Raw genomic sequence first — 17,702 nt, 5'->3', positions numbered from 1 at the left:
GGGCCGCGTCACGGGGGCCTCGAGGGGCGATCCGCTGCGGCCCGCGGAGCTGCTGCGGGCGACCCCCCCCCGCCCGGGGTGGCAGCCCACGACGGGGCGGGGGGGGGGCCCGGGGCGTGGGGGGGGGCCGGGGGCACCGCTGTGTGGGGGAGGGGTGGGGTCAGTCGGCCTGCTGGTCCTCGGGGAGGCTGATCACCCAGCGGGTGTCCGGCCGGGGGCGCAGGTAGAACAGCCAGTAGAGGGTGGCGGCGGCGGTGATGCCGCCGGTCCACAGCAGGGGCTCGGTGTCCAGCTTGGTGATCACGTAGACCAGGACGGCGATCAGCACGGCCGGCACGGCCGGCCACAGCGGCATCCGCCAGGCGGCGGCGTGCTTGTGCCGGGCGCGGCGGGAGAGCAGCGCGGCGATCGCGACCAGCAGGTACATCCCGGTGACGGCGACGCCGGTGATGTTGCTCAGCAGCTCGCCCTTGACGAAGCAGAGCGCGGCGCCGGGCAGGCCCACCGCCAGGGTGGCGATCCACGGCGAGCCGAACCGGCCGAGGGTGCCGAAGGCCTTGTTGACCGGCTCCGGCCAGGCCTTGTCGCGGGCGGAGGCGAACAGCACCCGGGAGTTCTGGATGACCATGACGATGCCGGCGTTGATGATGGCCAGCGCGACGCAGAGGCTGATGAAGGTGCCGACCGCGGAGTTGCTCCAGGCGGTGACCATGCCGGAGATGTCGCCGGAGGAGAGGGTCTGGAGGTCGGGGGCGCCCATGGTGATGGCGACGACCGGGACCAGGATGATCGCGGAGGAGATGCCGAGCGTCCACAGCACGGTGCGCGAGACGTTGCGGCGCGGGTTCTCCAGCTCCTCGGACAGGTAGACGGCGGTGGAGAAGCCCTGGGTGATGAACAGGGCGATGCCGAGCGCGCCGACGATGGCGCCCACGCTCACCGTGGTGGTGGCGCCGCCGTCCCCGGTGACCACGCCGTGCAGCAGGCTCGGGGCGTCGCCGTTGGTGTGGGCGAAGCCGAGCACCGAGACCACGCCGGCCGCGATGACCTCCAGGACCAGGAAGATGCCGGTGATCCAGGCGTTGGCGCGCAGGTCGAGCAGGCCGGCCAGGGTGGCGGCCAGCATCACGGCGGCGCCGGTCATGGCCTTGTCGAGGTGCAGGACGGGCGCGAGGTAGTCGGCGGTGCCGAGCGCGATGACGGAGGGGACGATCATCACCACGATCAGCGAGAGCACGAAGACGAGCCAGCCCATCAGCCGCCCGGCCAGGGTGCCGACCATCGCGTACTCGCCGCCGGCGCTGGGGATCAGGGTGCCGAGCTCGGAGTAGCAGAACGCGACCGCGACGCAGAGCACCGTGCCGATGGCGATGGCCAGCGCGGTCGCGCTGCCGATGCTGGAGAACAGTTCCGGCACGATCACGAAGAGCGTCGAGGCGGGGGTGACGCAGGACAGCGTGAGCAGGGTTCCGCCCACGACGCCGATCGAGCGCTTGAGCTGCTGGGGCGCTGCCGCCTGGGCCGCCGGGGCGGCTACGTTCTGTGGCGGTCGAAGCGTGTCGGTCATGTGGCTTCCGATCGGCTCTGTGCGGTGCTGGGGTGGGAGCGGTATCGCCTCCGCTGGCTGGTCTCTCGGTGTCCGGTTCCAGTCGCTCCCTGGCCGCCATGGAACCTTGGGCGTATTGATCGCGTCAACGCGGGAACTGCTTCGGAATCCGTTGCGGAGAACCGCATGGGCATACGATCCGATGATCACTTTCCGTCATTGCGGGCTTTGCCCGAGTTGTTACCTTGGCCACATCGCGATTGAATCGAAGGTGAACAAAGGAGGACGGGCCTGATTCAAAGGTCGTGCTCCGGATAGACGGCGATACGCCCAGGCGACCGCGGGGCGCCCGCGAACTCCCCGGCCGGGTACGGGAACCGCAGCGCCCGCCCGGAAACTGCTAGGTAACGTTTCAGCACCCGGGACGCCGAAGGGGCCGGACTCCACGAGTCCGGCCCCTTCGCTCACCGTCCGTGACGGCCGGCGCGACTACGCCACCGGCAGCCAGCCGGTCTGGACCATCTGCCCGCTGGTGACCCGGCGGGACACGTAGACCCCGCGGCCCGGCGGCAGCGCCTGCGGCTTGACCGTCCCCAGCAGCGCCCCCTCGTCCCGGTTGCCGGAGAGGATCACGCCCTGGCCGCCGAGCTCGCGCATCCGCTGCAGCACCGGCTCGTACAGCGAGCGGCCGGCGCCGCCCGCGCTGCGGGCCACGATCACCCGCAGGCCGATGTCGCGGGCGAACGGCAGGAACTCGGCCAGCGGGGCCAGCGGGTTGCCCGAGCTCGTCGCGACCAGCTCGTAGTCGTCGACGATCACGAACATGTCCTTGCCGCTGTACCAGCTGCGGTTGCGCAGCTGCTCGGCGGTCACGTCCGGGCCCGGCAGGCGGCGCGAGCAGGCGCCGCGCAGCATGTCCACGATGGCCGCCATCGCGGGCTGCGCGGCCGCGTACTCCACCAGGTACTCCGGCGGCACGGTGCCCAGCAGGGCGCGCCGGTAGTCGCCGACCACGATGCCCGCCTGGTCCGGGGTGTAGCGCTCGGTGATCTGCTTGACCAGCATCCGCAGCACCGCCGACTTCCCGGACTCGGTGTCGCCGAAGACGATGAACAGCGGGTCGGTCTCGAAGTTGACGAAGACCGGCGCCAGCTCCGCCTCGTCCACGCCGAAGGCGACGCCGCGCTCCGGGTGCTCGAAGCCCTTCGGCAGCGAGTGGCCGTCCAGCACGGCCGGCAGCATCCGCACCTGCGGGGCGCGCGGGCCGGTCCAGGCCCCGTCGATGGCCGCGACCAGCCCGGCCACGCCGTTCTGGAGGTCCTCCACCGAGGAGGAGCCGTCCAGCCGGGGCAGGCCGGACAGGAAGTGCAGCCGCTCCGGGGTGATGCCGCGCCCGGCCAGCGGCGGCACGTTCTGCGCCACCCGGCGGTCGACCTCGGACTCCATCGCGTCACCGAGCTTCAGCTCGGTCCGGTTCTGCAGCAGGTCCTTCAGCGCGGGGCGCACCTCGGCGTACCGGGCGGCGGTGATGACCAGGTGCACGCCGTAGCCGAGGCCGCGCTGGGCGATGTCGCCGATCACCGGCTCCAGGCCCTCGAACTCCTGCTTGAAGGTGTTCCAGCCGTCGATCACCAGGAAGACGTCGCCGAAGGCCTCGTCCGGCAGCTGCCCGGCCGCCCGGCGGGCCCGGTAGGTGGCGATGGTGTCGATCCCGGTGGCGCGGAACAGCTCCTCGCGCCGGTTGAGCACCCCGTGCACCTCGGAGACCATCCGGCGCACCTTGTCCACGTCCAGACGCCCGGCCACCCCGCCGACGTGCGGCAGCCCGGCCAGCGACTGGAAGCTGCCCGCGCCGAAGTCGAGCAGGTAGAACTGCACCTCCAGCGGGGTGTGGGTGAGGCCGAAGGAGGCCACCGTGGTGCGCACCACGGTCGACTTGCCGGAGCGCGGGCCGCCCACGATCAGGCCGTGGCCGGCCGCCCCCGCGTAGTCGACCTCCAGGATGTCCGTCTTCTGCTCGCGCGGCTTGTCCACGATGCCGATCGGCACCCGCAGCCGGCCCACCGGGTAGCCGGGCGCGGTCAGCCCGCGCTCCGGCACCACCTGGAGCGGCGGCAGCAAGTGGTCCGTGCTCGGCGCCTCCTCCAGCGGCGGCAGCCACACCTGGTGCGCGGCCGGGCCCTGGCCGGCCATCCGCTGGACGAACACGTCCAGCACCGTGTCCACCAGCGCGTCGTCCTGCTCCGGGGCCTGCGGCGCGGCCTGCTCCTCGACCGGGTCCGGCAGGTCCACGAAGGCCGCGGTGAACTCCACCGGACGCGCGTCGACCCGCCGCCCGCCGGTCGACCGCTGCTGCCCCGGCGCCCGGTACGGCCCCGAGACGTAGGCGGCCTTGAACCGGTCCATCACGTCCTCGCCGAACTTCAGGTAGCCGACGCCCGGCACCGGCGGCAGGTGGTAGGCGTCCGGCACGCCGATCGCCGCCCGGGACTCCGCGGCCGAGAAGGTGCGCAGACCGATCCGGTACGACAGGTAGGTGTCCAGGCCGCGCAGCTTGCCCTCCTCCAGGCGCTGCGAGGCCAGCAGCAGGTGCACGCCCAGCGAGCGGCCGATCCGGCCGATCTGGATGAACATCTCGATGAAGTCGGGCTTGGCGGTGAGCAGTTCCGAGAACTCGTCGATGATCAGCACCAGCGAGGGCAGCGGGTCCAGGGCCGCGCCGGCCGCCCGGGCCCGCTCGTACTCGTGGATGTTGGCGTAGTTGCCCGCCGAGCGCAGCAGCTCCTGCCGGCGGTGCAGCTCGCCCTCGATCGCGTCGCGCATGCGGTCGACCAGGGTGAGCTCGCCCTCCAGGTTGGTGATCACCGCGGAGGTGTGCGGCATGTCCGCCATGCCGGAGAAGGTCGCACCGCCCTTGAAGTCGGCGAGGACGAAGTTGAGGATCTCCGAGGAGTGGGTCATCGCCAGCGCCAGCACCAGCGTGCGCAGCAGCTCCGACTTGCCGGACCCGGTCGCGCCCACGCACAGGCCGTGCGGGCCCATGCCCTCCAGCGCCGCCTCCTTGATGTCCAGGTAGACGTGCTCGCCGTTGGCGCCGACGCCGATCGGCACCCGCATCCGCTCGTGCTGGGCGCGCGGGCGCCAGCTGCGCGCCACGTCGAAGGAGCCCGGGTCGCCCGAGTTCATCATGTCGGTGAAGTCGAGGTTGGACAGCAGCGGCTCGTCGTCCCCGCCGGCCGAGACCCGGTACGGCGCCAACTGCCGCGCCAGCGCCTCGGACTGCCACACCGAGAGGAGGTCCGGCTTGCCGGTGTACGTCGCGCCGGAGGCGGAGCGCAGCACCAGCTCCTCGGCGCTGACGGTCACCATCAGGTGCCCGCTGGGCTCGTCGACCTCGCCCGGCACCACCTCGATGACCGTCACTCCCTGCACGCCCTCCGGGCTCGCCAGCAGCGAGTCGTGCGGCACCCCGGCGCCGTCCATGACGACCACCAGGTGCGGCTGGTCGGACGGCGGCGCCACCTCCCGCACGAAGCGCTGGCGGCCGGCCAGCTCGTCCTGGAGCAGGTACTCCAGGTCGCCCAGGTCGCTCGCGAACAGCCGGCGCGAGCCGGCCCCGTCGGCCTCCTTGCGGTGCTGGTTGTGCGGGAGCCACTTCGCCCACTCCCACTCCTCGGCCGCACCGGGCGCGGCCGCGACCGCCACCATCAGGTCGTCCGGCGAGTGCAGGGTGGTCAGCTGGGCGATCATCGCGCGCACGTTCCCGTACACCGAGTCCGGGTCCCCGCACACCGTGATGTGGTAGAAGGCCCGCAGCGAGACGGCCAGCGGCAGGTCCTGGAGGGTGCCGTGCGCCTTCAGGAAGGAGTGCATCGCGGCCGCCGACAGCGGCTCCAGTTCGTCCATCGGCGCGGTCTGCGGCGCCACCAGCGGGGTGGACAGCTGCACCGGCCCCAGGCCCACCCGGATCTGCGCGAAGTCGCCGTCCCCGGTGCGCCGTTCCCACAGCCGGCGGCCGTCCTCGACGATCGACCAGAGCTGGTCCGGGGCCGGGTTCAGGAACAGCAGCGCGCCGCGCTGGCGCTCCGCGGTGCGGCGCACCTGGCGGCGCGTCTGCTGGAGGTACTTCAGGTAGTCGCGCCGTTCGTCCGCCATCGCGGTCGAGCCGCCCTTGCGGGCCCGGACGACCTGCGCCAGCGCCATGCCGACCGTCGAGGCGATCATCAGACCGCCCATGATCTTCATCGGTGCCGCGGCCCCCGGCGAGAAGAAGAACACCGCCGAACCGCCCATGCCGAGCATCGGCAGGATGCTCATCAGCCAGTCCTCGCCGCCCTGCCGGGGCAGCTCGGGCGGGCTCACCAGCTCCACCGGCTCGTCCGGCACGGTGGGCGGGTACGCCCTGGCCGGTCGCTTGACCGTGATCACACCCATGTGCCATCCACCCCGCGGCGTCGATCGATCACTTCGGCATCAGCCCTCACGCGACTGCGCACGGCCGTACGGGAATCCGGTGGCTGAGGACGCCCCACCCAGCGCAGCCCCCGTACCTTTGCGCAGGCGCCGATCCTAACGGTCGCCCCCGCACCGCCCGCCAGGGCCCGGCCCGCACCGGCACCGGGCCCGGAGCGAGCGGGTAGGGTAACGCCGCGCCAACTCGCGGCCCGGTCGGGCCGGTTCCACAGCAGCACCGAGCGCCGCCGGGCCTCGGCACCGTCAACAAGGGGGAGAGCCACGTGCGTCGAAGGATCGAGGTGGGGGCCCGTAGGGGCGAGCTCAGCGAGGTGGGCGCATGAGTGCCGCCGCGACGGGCTACTGCCGGGTGACGGTCGTCGCCCCGGACCGCCGGATCGACGTCGCCCTGCCCGAGGACGTCCCGCTCGCGGACGTCTACCCCGAGGTGCTGCGCCTGGCCAACCAGAGCCAGCCCGACGGCACCCCCACCGGCTTCCACCTGGTCCGCCGCGACGGCACGGTGCTCGACAGCGGCCTGCCGCTGGCCGCCCAGCAGGTCCGCGACGGCGACCTGCTGGCGCTGCGCCCCTTCGCCGAGTCGCTCCCGCCGGCCGTCTACGACGACGTCGCCGACGCGATCGCCAGCGCCGTCGGGGCCGACCGCCGGTTCTGGACCGCCGAGCTGATGCGCGGCTTCGGCCTGATCGGCGCCGGCGTGCTGCTCACCCTGCTCGGCTTCGCGCTCTGGTTCTCCGACCTGCGCCACGACATGCACGGCCTGCCCGGCGTGCTGGCCGGCGTCACCGCCGTCGTGCTCACCGCGTTCGCCGGGGTGCGCGCCCGGGTCTACCAGGACGCCCACGCGGCCGTCGCGCTCGGCCTCGGCGCGCTGCCGCACGCCGTGATCGCCGGCAGCGGCGTCATCGCCGTCGCCCGTGCGGGGGACGGCCCCGGCCGGCTCCAGTTCCTGGTCGGCTGCGTCGCCGCCCTGGTCGTCTCGGTGCTGCTGGCCGGCCTGCTGCCGGAGAAGGACGCGGTGTTCGTCGCCGCCGCCCTGGTCTCCACCGCCGGCGCGTTCGCCACCTTCGCGGCCGTCCTGCTGCCGCAGACCCCGACCGCGCACATCGCCGCCGTCACCGGCGTCGCGGCCGTCGCCGTGGTCGGCTTCCTGCCCGGCCTCTCCGCCCGCTTCGCCCGGCTGCCCGTCGGCTTCAGCGCCCCCGGCCAGACCCGCACCCGCAGCCGCGACTACGACGAGGAGGCCGAGCGCGCCGAGGCCGTCCAGTACGAGCGGATCGCGCACCAGGCCCGCCGCGGGCACGAGGTGCTGGTCGGCCTGGTCGGCGGCTGCGCCGCGGTCGTGGTCGGCGCCTGCGCCGTCCTCGGCTTCACCGACGAGGCCTTCCCCGAGCTGCTCGCGCTCGCCCTGGGCCTGACCACCATGCTGCGCGCCCGGCTGTTCCGCTACACCGCGCAGGTGCTCAGCCTCACCGTGGCCGGCCTGCTCGGCCTGAGCCTGCTGATCGTCGGGCTCTCCCTGCACACCCCGCAGTTCTTCCTGCGGGCGGCGGGCTCCACCACCGAGCTCGACCTGCGCACGATCTGGCTGGCCGCCTCCATCGCCTTCGGCGCCGCGCTGCTCACCGCGATCGCCCTGGTGGTGCCGCGGCTCGGGGTCTCCCCGTTCTGGGGGCGCGTCCTGGACCTGGTGGACAGCCTGACCCTGATCTCGCTCGTCCCGCTGGCACTCGCCGTGCTGGACGTCTACCGGCTGGTCCGCGGCGCCACCGGCTGACCGCCGGGTGCGGGGCGCCGGCGCCGCACCGGCCACCGCGGCGTCGGCATCGGGTACTCTTGGCCTTCGAGTGCAGCCGTGTGTCCGCTCCCAGGGGCGCCGACCGCCTGGCCGCGCTCACGACACCGAGTTCTCGATGAGTCCTGTGTTGTCGACCAGGACCGCTCGGTAGACCCCGAAGGAGTTGCAGTGGCTCTCGCCTCTGACGTCAAGAAGCAGATCATCGCCGAGTTCGGCCAGAAGGAGGGCGACACCGGCTCCCCCGAGGTCCAGGTGGCCATGCTCTCCCGCCGCATCTCGGACCTGACCGAGCACCTGAAGGCCCACAAGCACGACCACCACTCGCGCCGTGGCCTGCTGATCCTGGTCGGCCAGCGCCGCCGTCTGCTCCAGTACCTGGCCAAGAAGGACATCGAGCGCTTCCGTACGCTCGTCGACCGCCTGGGCATCCGCCGCGGTGCCGCCGGCGGCGCCCGCTAAGACCGCCGCACGGGGCGGCTCCCCACACCGGGGAGCCGCCCCGCACGCGTATGCCGCGGCCCTCCGGCCGCGGCACCCTGGGATAACAACTCGCGCGCACCTCCCCAGGTGGCCGAGGATTGCACCGTAGGGTTGTGGGCATGCCGGGTGATGGCGCACCAGCGCGCCACCCGGGCAGAAGGACCCGAACCCCCGCGGGACGAAGGCTTCAAACGGAAGCCGCCCGCATCCGAGAGAGCGTCCAGACGCGGACCGCCCGTCCCGGCCCGGCAGCCGTGAGGCGCCGGTCCTCGGTAGTGGCCGTCGGAACCCCCGCAGACCGAGCGGGGCACTCCGGAGGCTTCGATCGAAGACCGGCCCGATGCCGCCCTCCCCGAGGAGGGCCCGGGGCCCACCGCAGGCAGTACGCGGGGACGCTCTCCCGGAGACGTACGAAAGAGGAGATCTTCCAGGTGGAAGAGAACGTGTTCTACGCCGAGGCCGTGATCGACAACGGTTCCTTCGGCACCCGTACCATCCGCTTCGAGACCGGCCGCCTGGCCCGTCAGGCCGCCGGCTCCGCCGTCGCCTACCTGGACGACGACACCATGGTGCTGTCGGCCACCAGCGCGTCCAAGCAGCCGAAGGAGCACTTCGACTTCTTCCCGCTGACCGTGGACGTCGAGGAGCGGATGTACGCCGCGGGCCGCATCCCCGGCTCGTTCTTCCGTCGCGAGGGCCGGCCCTCCGAGGACGCGATCCTCACCTGCCGCCTGATCGACCGCCCGCTGCGCCCGTCCTTCGTCAAGGGCCTGCGCAACGAGGTCCAGGTCGTCGTCACCGTGATGGCGCTCAACCCCGACCACCTGTACGACGTGGTCGCCATCAACGCCGCCTCCGCCTCCACCCAGCTGGCGGGCCTGCCGTTCTCCGGCCCGATCGGTGGCGTCCGCGTCGCGCTGATCAACGGCCAGTGGGTCGCCTTCCCGACCCACAGCGAGCTGGAGTCGGCCGTCTTCGACATGGTCGTCGCCGGTCGCGTCCTGCCGGACGGCGACGTCGCGATCATGATGGTCGAGGCCGAGGCCACCGACAAGACCATCAAGCTGGTCGAGGGCGGCGCCGAGGCGCCGACCGAGGAGGTCGTCGCCTCCGGCCTGGAGGCCGCGAAGCCGTTCATCAAGGTCCTGTGCGCCGCGCAGTCGCAGCTGGCCGCCCAGGCCGCCAAGCCGACCGGCGAGTTCCCGGTCTTCCTGGACTACCAGGACGACGTCCTCGCCGCGCTGACCGCCGCCGTCAAGGACGAGCTCGCCCAGGCCCTGACCATCCCGGGCAAGCAGGAGCGCAACAACGAGCTGGACCGCGTCAAGGCGCTGGCCGCCGAGAAGCTGCTGCCCGAGTTCGAGGGCCGCGAGAAGGAGATCAGCGCCGCGTACAACGCGCTGACCAAGAAGATCGTCCGCGAGCGCGTCATCAAGGACAAGGTCCGCATCGACGGCCGCGGCGTCACCGACATCCGCACCCTGGCCGCCGAGGTCGAGGCCATCCCGCGGGTGCACGGCTCGGCCCTGTTCGAGCGCGGCGAGACCCAGATCCTGGGCGTCACCACGCTGAACATGCTGCGCATGGAGCAGCAGCTGGACACGCTCTCCCCGGAGACGCGCCGCCGCTACATGCACAACTACAACTTCCCGCCGTACTCCGTCGGTGAGACCGGCCGCGTGGGCTCGCCCAAGCGCCGCGAGATCGGCCACGGCGCGCTCGCCGAGCGCGCCCTGCTGCCGGTGCTGCCGACCCGCGAGGAGTTCCCGTACGCCATCCGCCAGGTCTCCGAGGCGCTCGGCTCCAACGGCTCCACCTCGATGGGCTCGGTCTGCGCCTCGACCATGTCGCTGCTGAACGCCGGTGTGCCGCTGAAGGCCGCCGTCGCCGGCATCGCCATGGGCCTGATCTCCCAGGAGATCGACGGCGAGACCCACTACGTCACGCTGACCGACATCCTCGGCGCCGAGGACGCGTACGGCGACATGGACTTCAAGGTCGCCGGTACCCGCAACTTCATCACCGCCCTCCAGCTGGACACCAAGCTGAACGGCATCCCGGCGTCGGTGCTCGCCGCCGCGCTGAAGCAGGCCAAGGACGCCCGCCTGCACATCCTCGACGTGATGAACGAGGCCATCGACTCGCCCGACGAGATGTCCCCGAACGCGCCGCGGATCATCACCATCAAGATCCCGGTGGACAAGATCGGCGAGGTCATCGGCCCCAAGGGCAAGATGATCAACCAGATCCAGGAGGACACCGGCGCCGAGATCACGATCGAGGACGACGGCACCATCTACATCGGTGCCGCCGACGGCCCGGCCGCCGAGGCCGCCCGCACCACGATCAACCAGATCGCCAACCCGACCATGCCGGAGGTCGGCGAGCGCTACCTGGGCACCGTGGTGAAGACCACGACGTTCGGCGCGTTCGTGTCGCTGATGCCGGGCAAGGACGGCCTGCTGCACATCTCGCAGATCCGCAAGCTGGCCGGCGGCAAGCGCGTCGAGAACGTCGAGGACGTCCTCGGCGTCGGCGCCAAGGTGCAGGTCGAGATCGCCGAGATCGACCCGCGCGGCAAGCTCTCCCTGATCCCGGTCATCGAGGGCGAGGAGGGCGGCGAGGCCGCTTCCGAGTGAAGCGCCGCTAGCTGACCCCCGCGGCCCGTACGCCTCCGGCGTGCGGGCCGCACCCCGTTGTCCACGCGTTCGTCCGTACGCGCCTGTGCGCGCGTGCGTTTCCTCTGGAGGTACCCCCCGTGGCGCAGGCCCCGGCGGTAATGCAGCGTCCCGGCACCACCCGGACCCTGCTCAAGGGCGTCGACGGCGCCGGCACGGTGCGCCGCACCGTCCTCCCCGGCGGCCTTCGGGTCGTCACCGAGACCCTGCCGACGGTGCGCTCCGCGACCTTCGGCATCTGGGTCGGCGTCGGCTCGCGGGACGAGACCCCGCAGCTCAACGGCGCGACCCACTACCTGGAGCACCTGCTCTTCAAGGGCACCGAGCGGCGCAGCGCGCTGGACATCTCGGCCGCCCTGGACGCGGTCGGCGGCGAGATGAACGCCTTCACCGCGAAGGAGAACACCTGCTACTACGCCCGGGTGCTGGACACCGACCTGCCGCTGGCCATCGACGTGGTCTGCGACATGCTCACCGGCTCGCTGATCCGTGCCGAGGACGTGGAGGCCGAGCGCGGCGTCATCCTCGAGGAGATGGCGATGGCCGAGGACGACCCGGGCGACGTGGTGCACGACCTGTTCGCCAAGGTGATCTACGGCAGCGGCCCGCTCGGCCGCCCGATCCTCGGCACCCAGGAGACCATCAGGACGCTCACCCGGGACCAGATCGCCGGCTTCTACCGCCGCCGCTACCGGCCCGAGCACCTGGTCGTCGCCGCGGCCGGCAACCTCGACCACCGCAAGGTGGTCAAGCAGGTCGAGCAGGCCTTCGCACCGGTGCTGGCGGCCTCCACCGCGGCCCCCGCCGAGGCCCGCCGCGGCGTCAAGGCGCTGCGCACGGCCGGCCGGGTCGAGGTGCTCAACCGCTCCACCGAGCAGGCCCACCTGGTGCTGGGCGTGCCCGGGGTGCCGCGGCACGACGAGCGCCGCTGGGCGATGGGCGTGCTCAACGCGGCCCTCGGCGGCGGGATGAGCTCCCGGCTGTTCCAGGAGGTCCGCGAGAAGCGGGGCCTGGCGTACTCGGTCTACTCGTACTCCTCGTCCTACGCGGACAGCGGGCTGTTCGGCATCTATGCCGGCTGCCAGCCCAAGCGGGTCGAGGAGGTGCTGCGGATCTGCCGCGCCGAGCTGGCCAAGGTGGTCGAGGACGGCATCACCGAGGAGGAGCTGGCCCGCGCGATCGGCCAGATCTCCGGCTCCACCGTGCTCGGCATGGAGGACACCGGCTCGCTGATGAACCGGATCGGCAAGGCCGAGCTGAGCTACGGGCACCACCTGTCCGTGGACGACATGCTGGAGCGGATCGCGTCCGTGACCCTGGACGACGTCCACGCGGTGGCCCGTGATGTGCTGGGCGCGTACCGGCCGTCGCTCGCCCTGATCGGTCCGGTCAACGACAAGCGGGCCGCCAAGCTCGCCGACCTGCTGGTCTGATCTGCTGAACTCCGGGTGAGAGGAACTTTGCCATGACGCTGCGTGTCGCCGTGATCGGCGCCAAGGGACGGATCGGCTCCGAGGCGGTCAAGGCCGTGGAGGCCGCTCCGGACCTGGAGCTGGTCGCCGCCCTCGGCCGCGGGTCGAAGCTGGAGGAGCTGACCGGGGCGGGCGCCCAGGTGGCCGTCGAACTGACCCACCCCGACTCGGTGATGGGCAACCTGGACTTCTGCCTGCACCACGGCATCCACGTGGTGACCGGCACCACCGGCTGGACGGACGAGCGGCTCGCCACCGTCCGCGGCTGGCTGGCCGAGGCGCCGGAGCTCGGGCTGCTGGTCGCGCCGAACTTCTCCATCGGGGCCATCCTCGGCATGAGGTTCTCCCAGATCGCCGCCCGGTACTTCGAGTCGGTCGAGGTGGTCGAGCTGCACCACGACCGCAAGGCCGACGCCCCCAGCGGCACCGCCACCCGCACCGCCCAGCTGATCGCCGCCGCCCGGGCCGAGGGGGGCCGGCCGGCGCAGCAGGACCCGACCACCCACAGCCTGCCCGGCGCGCGCGGCGCCGACGTGGACGGGGTGCCGGTGCACGCGGTACGGCTGCGCGGCCTGCTCGCGCACCAGCAGGTGATGTTCGGCGACACCGGCGAGACGCTCACCATCCGGCACGACTCGCTGCACCACAGCAGCTTCATGCCGGGCATCCTGCTGGGCGTGCGCCGGGTGGTCGAAACGCCCGGGCTGACCTTCGGCCTCGAACACTTCCTGGACCTGTGACCGTGTCGAACCCGACCGTGCCGACTCCCGGAGGGGTGCGATGACCTCCCGTACCGGCTTCTTCGTCCTGTCCGGCGTGCTGCTGCTGGTCGCCCTGGTCTGCGTGGGCGAGGGCGTCCAGCTGGTCGCCACCGGCAAGCCGCTCGGCATCGGCATCGGCGTCTGCGCCTTCGTGATCCCGGTCATCGGCGTCTGGTTCCTGCGCCAGACCGTCCGCTTCGGCCGGGACAGCGAGCGGCTGGCCCGCGAGCTGGAGGCCGAGGGCGGCCTGCCGGTGGACGAGCTGAAGCGCAGCAAGGGCGGGCGGATCGACCGGGCCTCGGCCGACGCGGTGTTCGCCCGCCGCCAGAGCGAGGCGCAGGCCTCGCCGGGCGACTGGCGGGTCTGGTTCCGCCTCGCCGTGGCCTACGCCGACGCCGGCGACACCCCGCGCGCCCGCAAGACCATGCAGCACGCCATCAAGCTGCACAGCACCGAACCCGCAAGGAGTAACGCGTGAGCGACGAACCGACGGCCCCCAGCTTCCGCAGCGACGTGACGGTGGAGCTGGTCCGCAGCGCCGCCGCCGACTCGGACGTCATCTGGGCGGCCCGGGTCTCGACCGCGGGCGAACAGTCCCTGGAGGCCGTCCAGCAGGACCCGGAGAAGTCCAAGGGCCTGATCAACTTCCTGATGCGCGACCGGCACGGCACGCCCTTCGAGCACAACTCGATGACCTTCTTCATCAGTGCGCCGATCTTCGTGTTCCGGGAGTTCCACCGGCACCGCAGCGGCTGGTCGTACAACGAGGAGTCCGGCCGCTACCGCGAGCTGCAGCCGGTCTTCTACGTCCCGGGCGAGGACCGCAAGCTGGTCCAGCAGGGCCGCCCCGGCAAGTACGAGTTCCACGAGGGCACCCCGGAGCAGCACCGCACCACCACCGGGGCGATGGAGGCCGCGTACCGCGAGTCCTACGCCCGGTACCAGGAGATGCTGGCCGCCGGGGTCGCCCGCGAGGTGGCGCGCGCGGTGCTGCCGGTGGGCCTGTTCTCCTCGATGTACGCGACCTGCAACTCGCGCTCGCTGATGCACTTCCTGTCCCTGCGCACCAAGCGGGAGAACTCGGCGGTGCCGTCCTTCCCGCAGCGCGAGATCGAGATGGTCGCCGAGCAGATGGAGGAGCAGTGGGCGAAGCTCATGCCGCTCACCCATGCGGCCTTCGAGAAGCACGGCCGAGTCGCCCCCTGACCTGGGACGACAGGCATCCGGGCAGAGTGTCTGGCATGTCTGGATTGCGGCTTTTATGGCTGCTCCCTACATTCGTGAACACGGATTCCGGTGCTGCCTGAACCCCCGAGCGGGCAGCACCGGAATCCCACGTCCGCGCCGCCGACGCGCTCCACCTGTCCGAACACCGGACCGGCATGGGTACCGCCCCACCGCCTACGAGTAGCTTTGGACGCATGGCTCCGACCTCCACTCCCCAGACGCCGTTCGGCCGGGTCCTGACCGCGATGGTCACCCCGTTCACCGCCGACGGCGCGCTCGACCTCGACGGCGCCCAGCGCCTCGCCACGCACCTCGTGGACTCCGGCAACGACGGCCTCGTCGTCAACGGCACCACCGGTGAGTCCCCGACCACCGACGACGCCGAGAAGGCTCAGCTGGTCCGCGCCGTGGTCGAGGCGGTCGGGGACCGCGCCCACGTGGTGGCCGGCGTCGGCACCAACGACACCCGCCACACCGTCGAACTGGCCCGGCAGGCCGAGGCCGCCGGGGCGCACGGCCTGCTGGTGGTCACGCCGTACTACAACAAGCCCCCGCAGGAGGGCCTGTACCGGCACTTCACCGGGGTGGCCGACGCCACCGGCCTGCCGGTCATGACATACGACATCCCGGGCCGAAGCGGGGTCGCGCTGAGCCACGAGACGCTGGTCCGCCTCGGCGAGCACCCGCGGATCGTCGCCAACAAGGACGCCAAGGGCGACGTCGCCGCCGCGGCCTGGGCCGTCGCCCGCGCCGACCTCGCCTGGTACTCCGGCGACGACATCCTCACCCTGCCGCTGCTGTCGGTCGGAGCCGTCGGCGTGGTCAGCGTCGTCGGGCACGTCGCGGCCGGGGAGCTGCGGACGATGATCGACGCCTTCCAGGCGGGCGATGTGGTCAAGGCCACCAGCATCCACCAGCGCCTGCTGCCGGTGTTCAGCGGTATCTTCCGCACCCAGGGCGTGATCCTCACCAAGGCGGCGCTGGACCTCCAGGGTCTGCCCGGCGGCCCGCTGCGGCTGCCGCTGGTCGACGCGACCCCCGAGGAGATCGAGCGATTGAAGCAGGATCTCGCCGCCGGCGGGGTACACCTCTAGCAGACACGGACGTGCGCGCCCCGGCTCGCCGGGCCCCCAGGCCCGCCGCTGGACCGGATAGACGGCGCGAGAGCACAGACCCAGTAGGAAAACGACACTGAGTACGCACGCCATATGTCTCCAGGGGGAGGACCCCGAGCATATGGCGTGCGTCGTGAGGAGAGTCTTTTGAGCCACCCGCACCCCGAGCTCGGCGCGCCCCCCGCACTGAAGGAGGGCGCCCTCCGCATCACTCCGCTCGGCGGCCTCGGCGAGATCGGCCGCAACATGACGGTCTTCGAGTACGGCGACCGCATCCTGATCGTCGACTGCGGAGTCCTCTTCCCCGAGGACGAGCAGCCCGGCGTGGACCTGATCCTCCCGGACTTCAGCTACATCCGGGACCGCCTCGACAAGGTCGACGGCATCATCCTCACCCACGGGCACGAGGACCACATCGGCGCCGTCCCGTTCCTCCTGCGGGAGAACCCGGACATCCCGCTGATCGGCTCCAAGCTGACCCTGGCCCTGATCGAGGCCAAGCTCGCCGAGCACCGCATCCGGCCGTACGTGCTGGAGGTGAAGGAGGGCGAGCGCGAGCGCATCGGCCCCTTCGACTGCGAGTTCATCGCGGTCAACCACTCCATCCCGGACGCCCTGGCGGTGGCCGTCCGCACCCCCGCCGGCATGGTCGTGGCCACCGGCGACTTCAAGATGGACCAGCTGCCGCTGGACGGCCGCCTGACCGACCTCCCGACCTTCGCCAAGCTGGCGGAGGAGGGCATGGACCTGCTGCTGGTGGACTCCACCAACGCCGAGGTCCCGGGCTTCATCCCGCACGAGCGGGACATCTCGGCGGCCCTGCGGAACGTCTTCGCCAACGCCGACAAGCGGATCATCGTGGCCTCCTTCGCGAGCCACGTGCACCGCATCCAGCAGGTCCTGGACGCCGCCCACGAGTACAAGCGCAAGGTCGCCTTCGTGGGCCGCTCGATGGTCCGCAACATGGGCATCGCCCGCGACCTCGGGTACCTGAAGGTCCCCGGCAACATGGTCGTGGACGTCAAGCAGCTGGACGACCTGCCGGACAAGGAGGTCGTGCTGATCTGCACCGGTTCGCAGGGCGAGCCGATGGCGGCGCTGTCCCGGATGGCCAACCGCGACCACCAGATCCGCATCGTCGAGGGCGACACCGTCGTCCTGGCCTCCTCGCTCATCCCGGGCAACGAGAACGCCGTCTACCGGGTGATCAACGGCCTGACCCGCTGGGGCGCCAAGGTCGTGCACAAGGGCAACGCCAAGGTGCACGTCTCCGGCCACGCCTCGGCCGGCGAGCTGCTCTACTTCTTCAACATCTGCAAGCCGCGCAACCTGATGCCGGTCCACGGCGAGTGGCGCCACCTGCGCGCGGCCGCCGAGCTGGGCATCGCCACCGGCGTGCCGCGCAACCGCGTGGTCATCGCCGAGGACGGCGTCTGCGTCGACCTGGAGAAGGGCGTCGCCCGCATCGTCGGCAAGGTGCAGGCCGGCTACGTCTACGTGGACGGCTCCTCCGTCGGCGACATCACCGAGGCCTCGCTCAAGGACCGCAAGATCCTCGGCGAGGAGGGCTTCATCTCGGTCTTCGTCGCGGTCGACTCGACCAACGGCAAGATCGTCGGCGGTCCGACCATCCAGGCGCGCGGCTCCGGCATCGACGACAACGCGTTCGTGCCGGTGGCCGCCAAGCTCCAGGAGGCCCTGGACCGCTCGGCGAGCGACGGGGTGCTGGAGCCCCGCCAGGTGCAGCAGCTGGTCCGCCGGACCGTCGGCAAGTGGGTGGCGGACAACTACCGCCGTCGGCCGATGATCCTGCCGGTCGTCGTCGAGGTCTGACGCTCGTCCACCGCCGGCTGACGCCGGTTTGACGTGGGGCGACCCGGTGCGTAGTGTTTTCCGGGTTGCCCCACGGGACGGCCCCTCGGAAACTGACTCGAATTTCGGTTCGAGAATGACCGGGGAAAACGGACCGAGTGACTCTGATAGAGTCCGGGAGCGCCGAAAGGCGAAAGCGAATCGGAATGAACGAAACTCCGGAAAACGGAGCGGAAAACATCTGATAAGCTGGAGACACGAAAGAACGAAGCCCGGAGGGCCTGCCGGAAGGCGGCGCGAAGGAAGCGTCCGTTCCTTGAGAACTCAACAGCGTGCCAAA

11 protein-coding genes are annotated in these 17,702 nt (G+C 71.6%); 9 read left to right on the top strand and 2 right to left on the bottom strand.

Annotation, left to right across the window (positions count from 1 at the left end; translation table 11 throughout):
- Positions 1-160: 160 nt before the first annotated feature.
- Positions 161-1,567, bottom strand: a complete 1,407-nt coding sequence (locus ACH5AR_RS31875; protein WP_396305015.1) for an APC family permease — start codon at positions 1,565-1,567, stop codon at positions 161-163.
- 468 nt (positions 1,568-2,035) lie between these two features.
- Positions 2,036-5,980, bottom strand: coding sequence for a type VII secretion protein EccCa (gene eccCa / locus ACH5AR_RS31870; protein ID WP_396305014.1), 3,945 nt, complete (start codon positions 5,978-5,980; stop codon positions 2,036-2,038).
- 358 nt (positions 5,981-6,338) lie between these two features.
- Here eccCa and eccD point away from each other — a divergent pair, with 358 nt between their 5' ends.
- From eccD to ACH5AR_RS31825, 9 genes are all read left to right on the top strand, one after another.
- The gene (gene eccD, locus ACH5AR_RS31865) at positions 6,339-7,796 is read left to right on the top strand and encodes a type VII secretion integral membrane protein EccD (protein WP_396305013.1); all 1,458 of its coding nucleotides are present in this window, start codon (positions 6,339-6,341) and stop codon (positions 7,794-7,796) included.
- Positions 7,797-7,985: 189 nt separating this feature from the next.
- Positions 7,986-8,276, top strand: a complete 291-nt coding sequence (gene rpsO / locus ACH5AR_RS31860) for a 30S ribosomal protein S15 (RefSeq protein ID WP_148645116.1) — start codon at positions 7,986-7,988, stop codon at positions 8,274-8,276.
- 452 nt (positions 8,277-8,728) lie between these two features.
- Positions 8,729-10,936 (top strand): polyribonucleotide nucleotidyltransferase, encoded by a 2,208-nt coding sequence (locus ACH5AR_RS31855; protein ID WP_396305012.1) that lies wholly within the window; start codon positions 8,729-8,731, stop codon positions 10,934-10,936.
- 140 nt (positions 10,937-11,076) lie between these two features.
- Positions 11,077-12,408 (top strand): M16 family metallopeptidase, encoded by a 1,332-nt coding sequence (locus ACH5AR_RS31850; protein ID WP_396305011.1) that lies wholly within the window; start codon positions 11,077-11,079, stop codon positions 12,406-12,408.
- A gap of 32 nt (positions 12,409-12,440) precedes the next feature.
- Complete coding sequence (gene dapB, locus ACH5AR_RS31845; protein WP_396305010.1) at positions 12,441-13,187, top strand: 4-hydroxy-tetrahydrodipicolinate reductase; 747 nt, start codon at positions 12,441-12,443, stop codon at positions 13,185-13,187.
- 40 nt (positions 13,188-13,227) lie between these two features.
- A complete protein-coding gene (locus tag ACH5AR_RS31840) occupies positions 13,228-13,686 on the top strand; it encodes a hypothetical protein (protein WP_396305009.1) in 459 nt (152 codons plus the stop codon).
- Complete coding sequence (gene thyX, locus ACH5AR_RS31835; RefSeq protein WP_396305008.1) at positions 13,683-14,414, top strand: FAD-dependent thymidylate synthase; 732 nt, start codon at positions 13,683-13,685, stop codon at positions 14,412-14,414. Before ACH5AR_RS31840 ends, thyX begins: the two co-directional genes overlap by 4 nt.
- 215 nt (positions 14,415-14,629) lie before the next feature.
- Entirely contained in the window at positions 14,630-15,529 is a 900-nt protein-coding gene (gene dapA / locus ACH5AR_RS31830; RefSeq protein ID WP_396305007.1) for a 4-hydroxy-tetrahydrodipicolinate synthase, read from the top strand.
- A 168-nt stretch (positions 15,530-15,697) separates the two neighbouring features.
- On the top strand, positions 15,698-17,383 hold the full coding sequence (locus ACH5AR_RS31825; RefSeq protein ID WP_396305006.1) for a ribonuclease J: 1,686 nt from the start codon (positions 15,698-15,700) through the stop codon (positions 17,381-17,383).
- The last annotated feature ends 319 nt before the right edge of the window (positions 17,384-17,702 follow it).

The sequence above is a fragment of the Kitasatospora sp. NPDC018619 genome (assembly GCF_044391605.1).
Classification (GTDB): Bacteria; Actinomycetota; Actinomycetes; order Streptomycetales; family Streptomycetaceae; genus Kitasatospora.
The sequence above is the reverse complement of the archived record's forward strand: the minus strand, read 5'-3'. Positions and strand labels throughout refer to the sequence as shown.

What these genes read in the sequence shown, in the direction of transcription:
- ACH5AR_RS31875 (WP_396305015.1), bottom strand. Translation starts at nt 1,567, where the DNA reads ATGACCGACACGCTTCGACCGCCACAGAACGTAGCCGCCCCGGCGGCC.
- eccCa (WP_396305014.1), bottom strand. Translation starts at nt 5,980, where the DNA reads ATGGGTGTGATCACGGTCAAGCGACCGGCCAGGGCGTACCCGCCCACC.
- eccD (WP_396305013.1), top strand. Translation starts at nt 6,339, where the DNA reads ATGAGTGCCGCCGCGACGGGCTACTGCCGGGTGACGGTCGTCGCCCCG.
- ACH5AR_RS31850 (WP_396305011.1), top strand. Translation starts at nt 11,077, where the DNA reads ATGCAGCGTCCCGGCACCACCCGGACCCTGCTCAAGGGCGTCGACGGC.
- dapB (WP_396305010.1), top strand. Translation starts at nt 12,441, where the DNA reads ATGACGCTGCGTGTCGCCGTGATCGGCGCCAAGGGACGGATCGGCTCC.
- ACH5AR_RS31840 (WP_396305009.1), top strand. Translation starts at nt 13,228, where the DNA reads ATGACCTCCCGTACCGGCTTCTTCGTCCTGTCCGGCGTGCTGCTGCTG.
- dapA (WP_396305007.1), top strand. Translation starts at nt 14,630, where the DNA reads ATGGCTCCGACCTCCACTCCCCAGACGCCGTTCGGCCGGGTCCTGACC.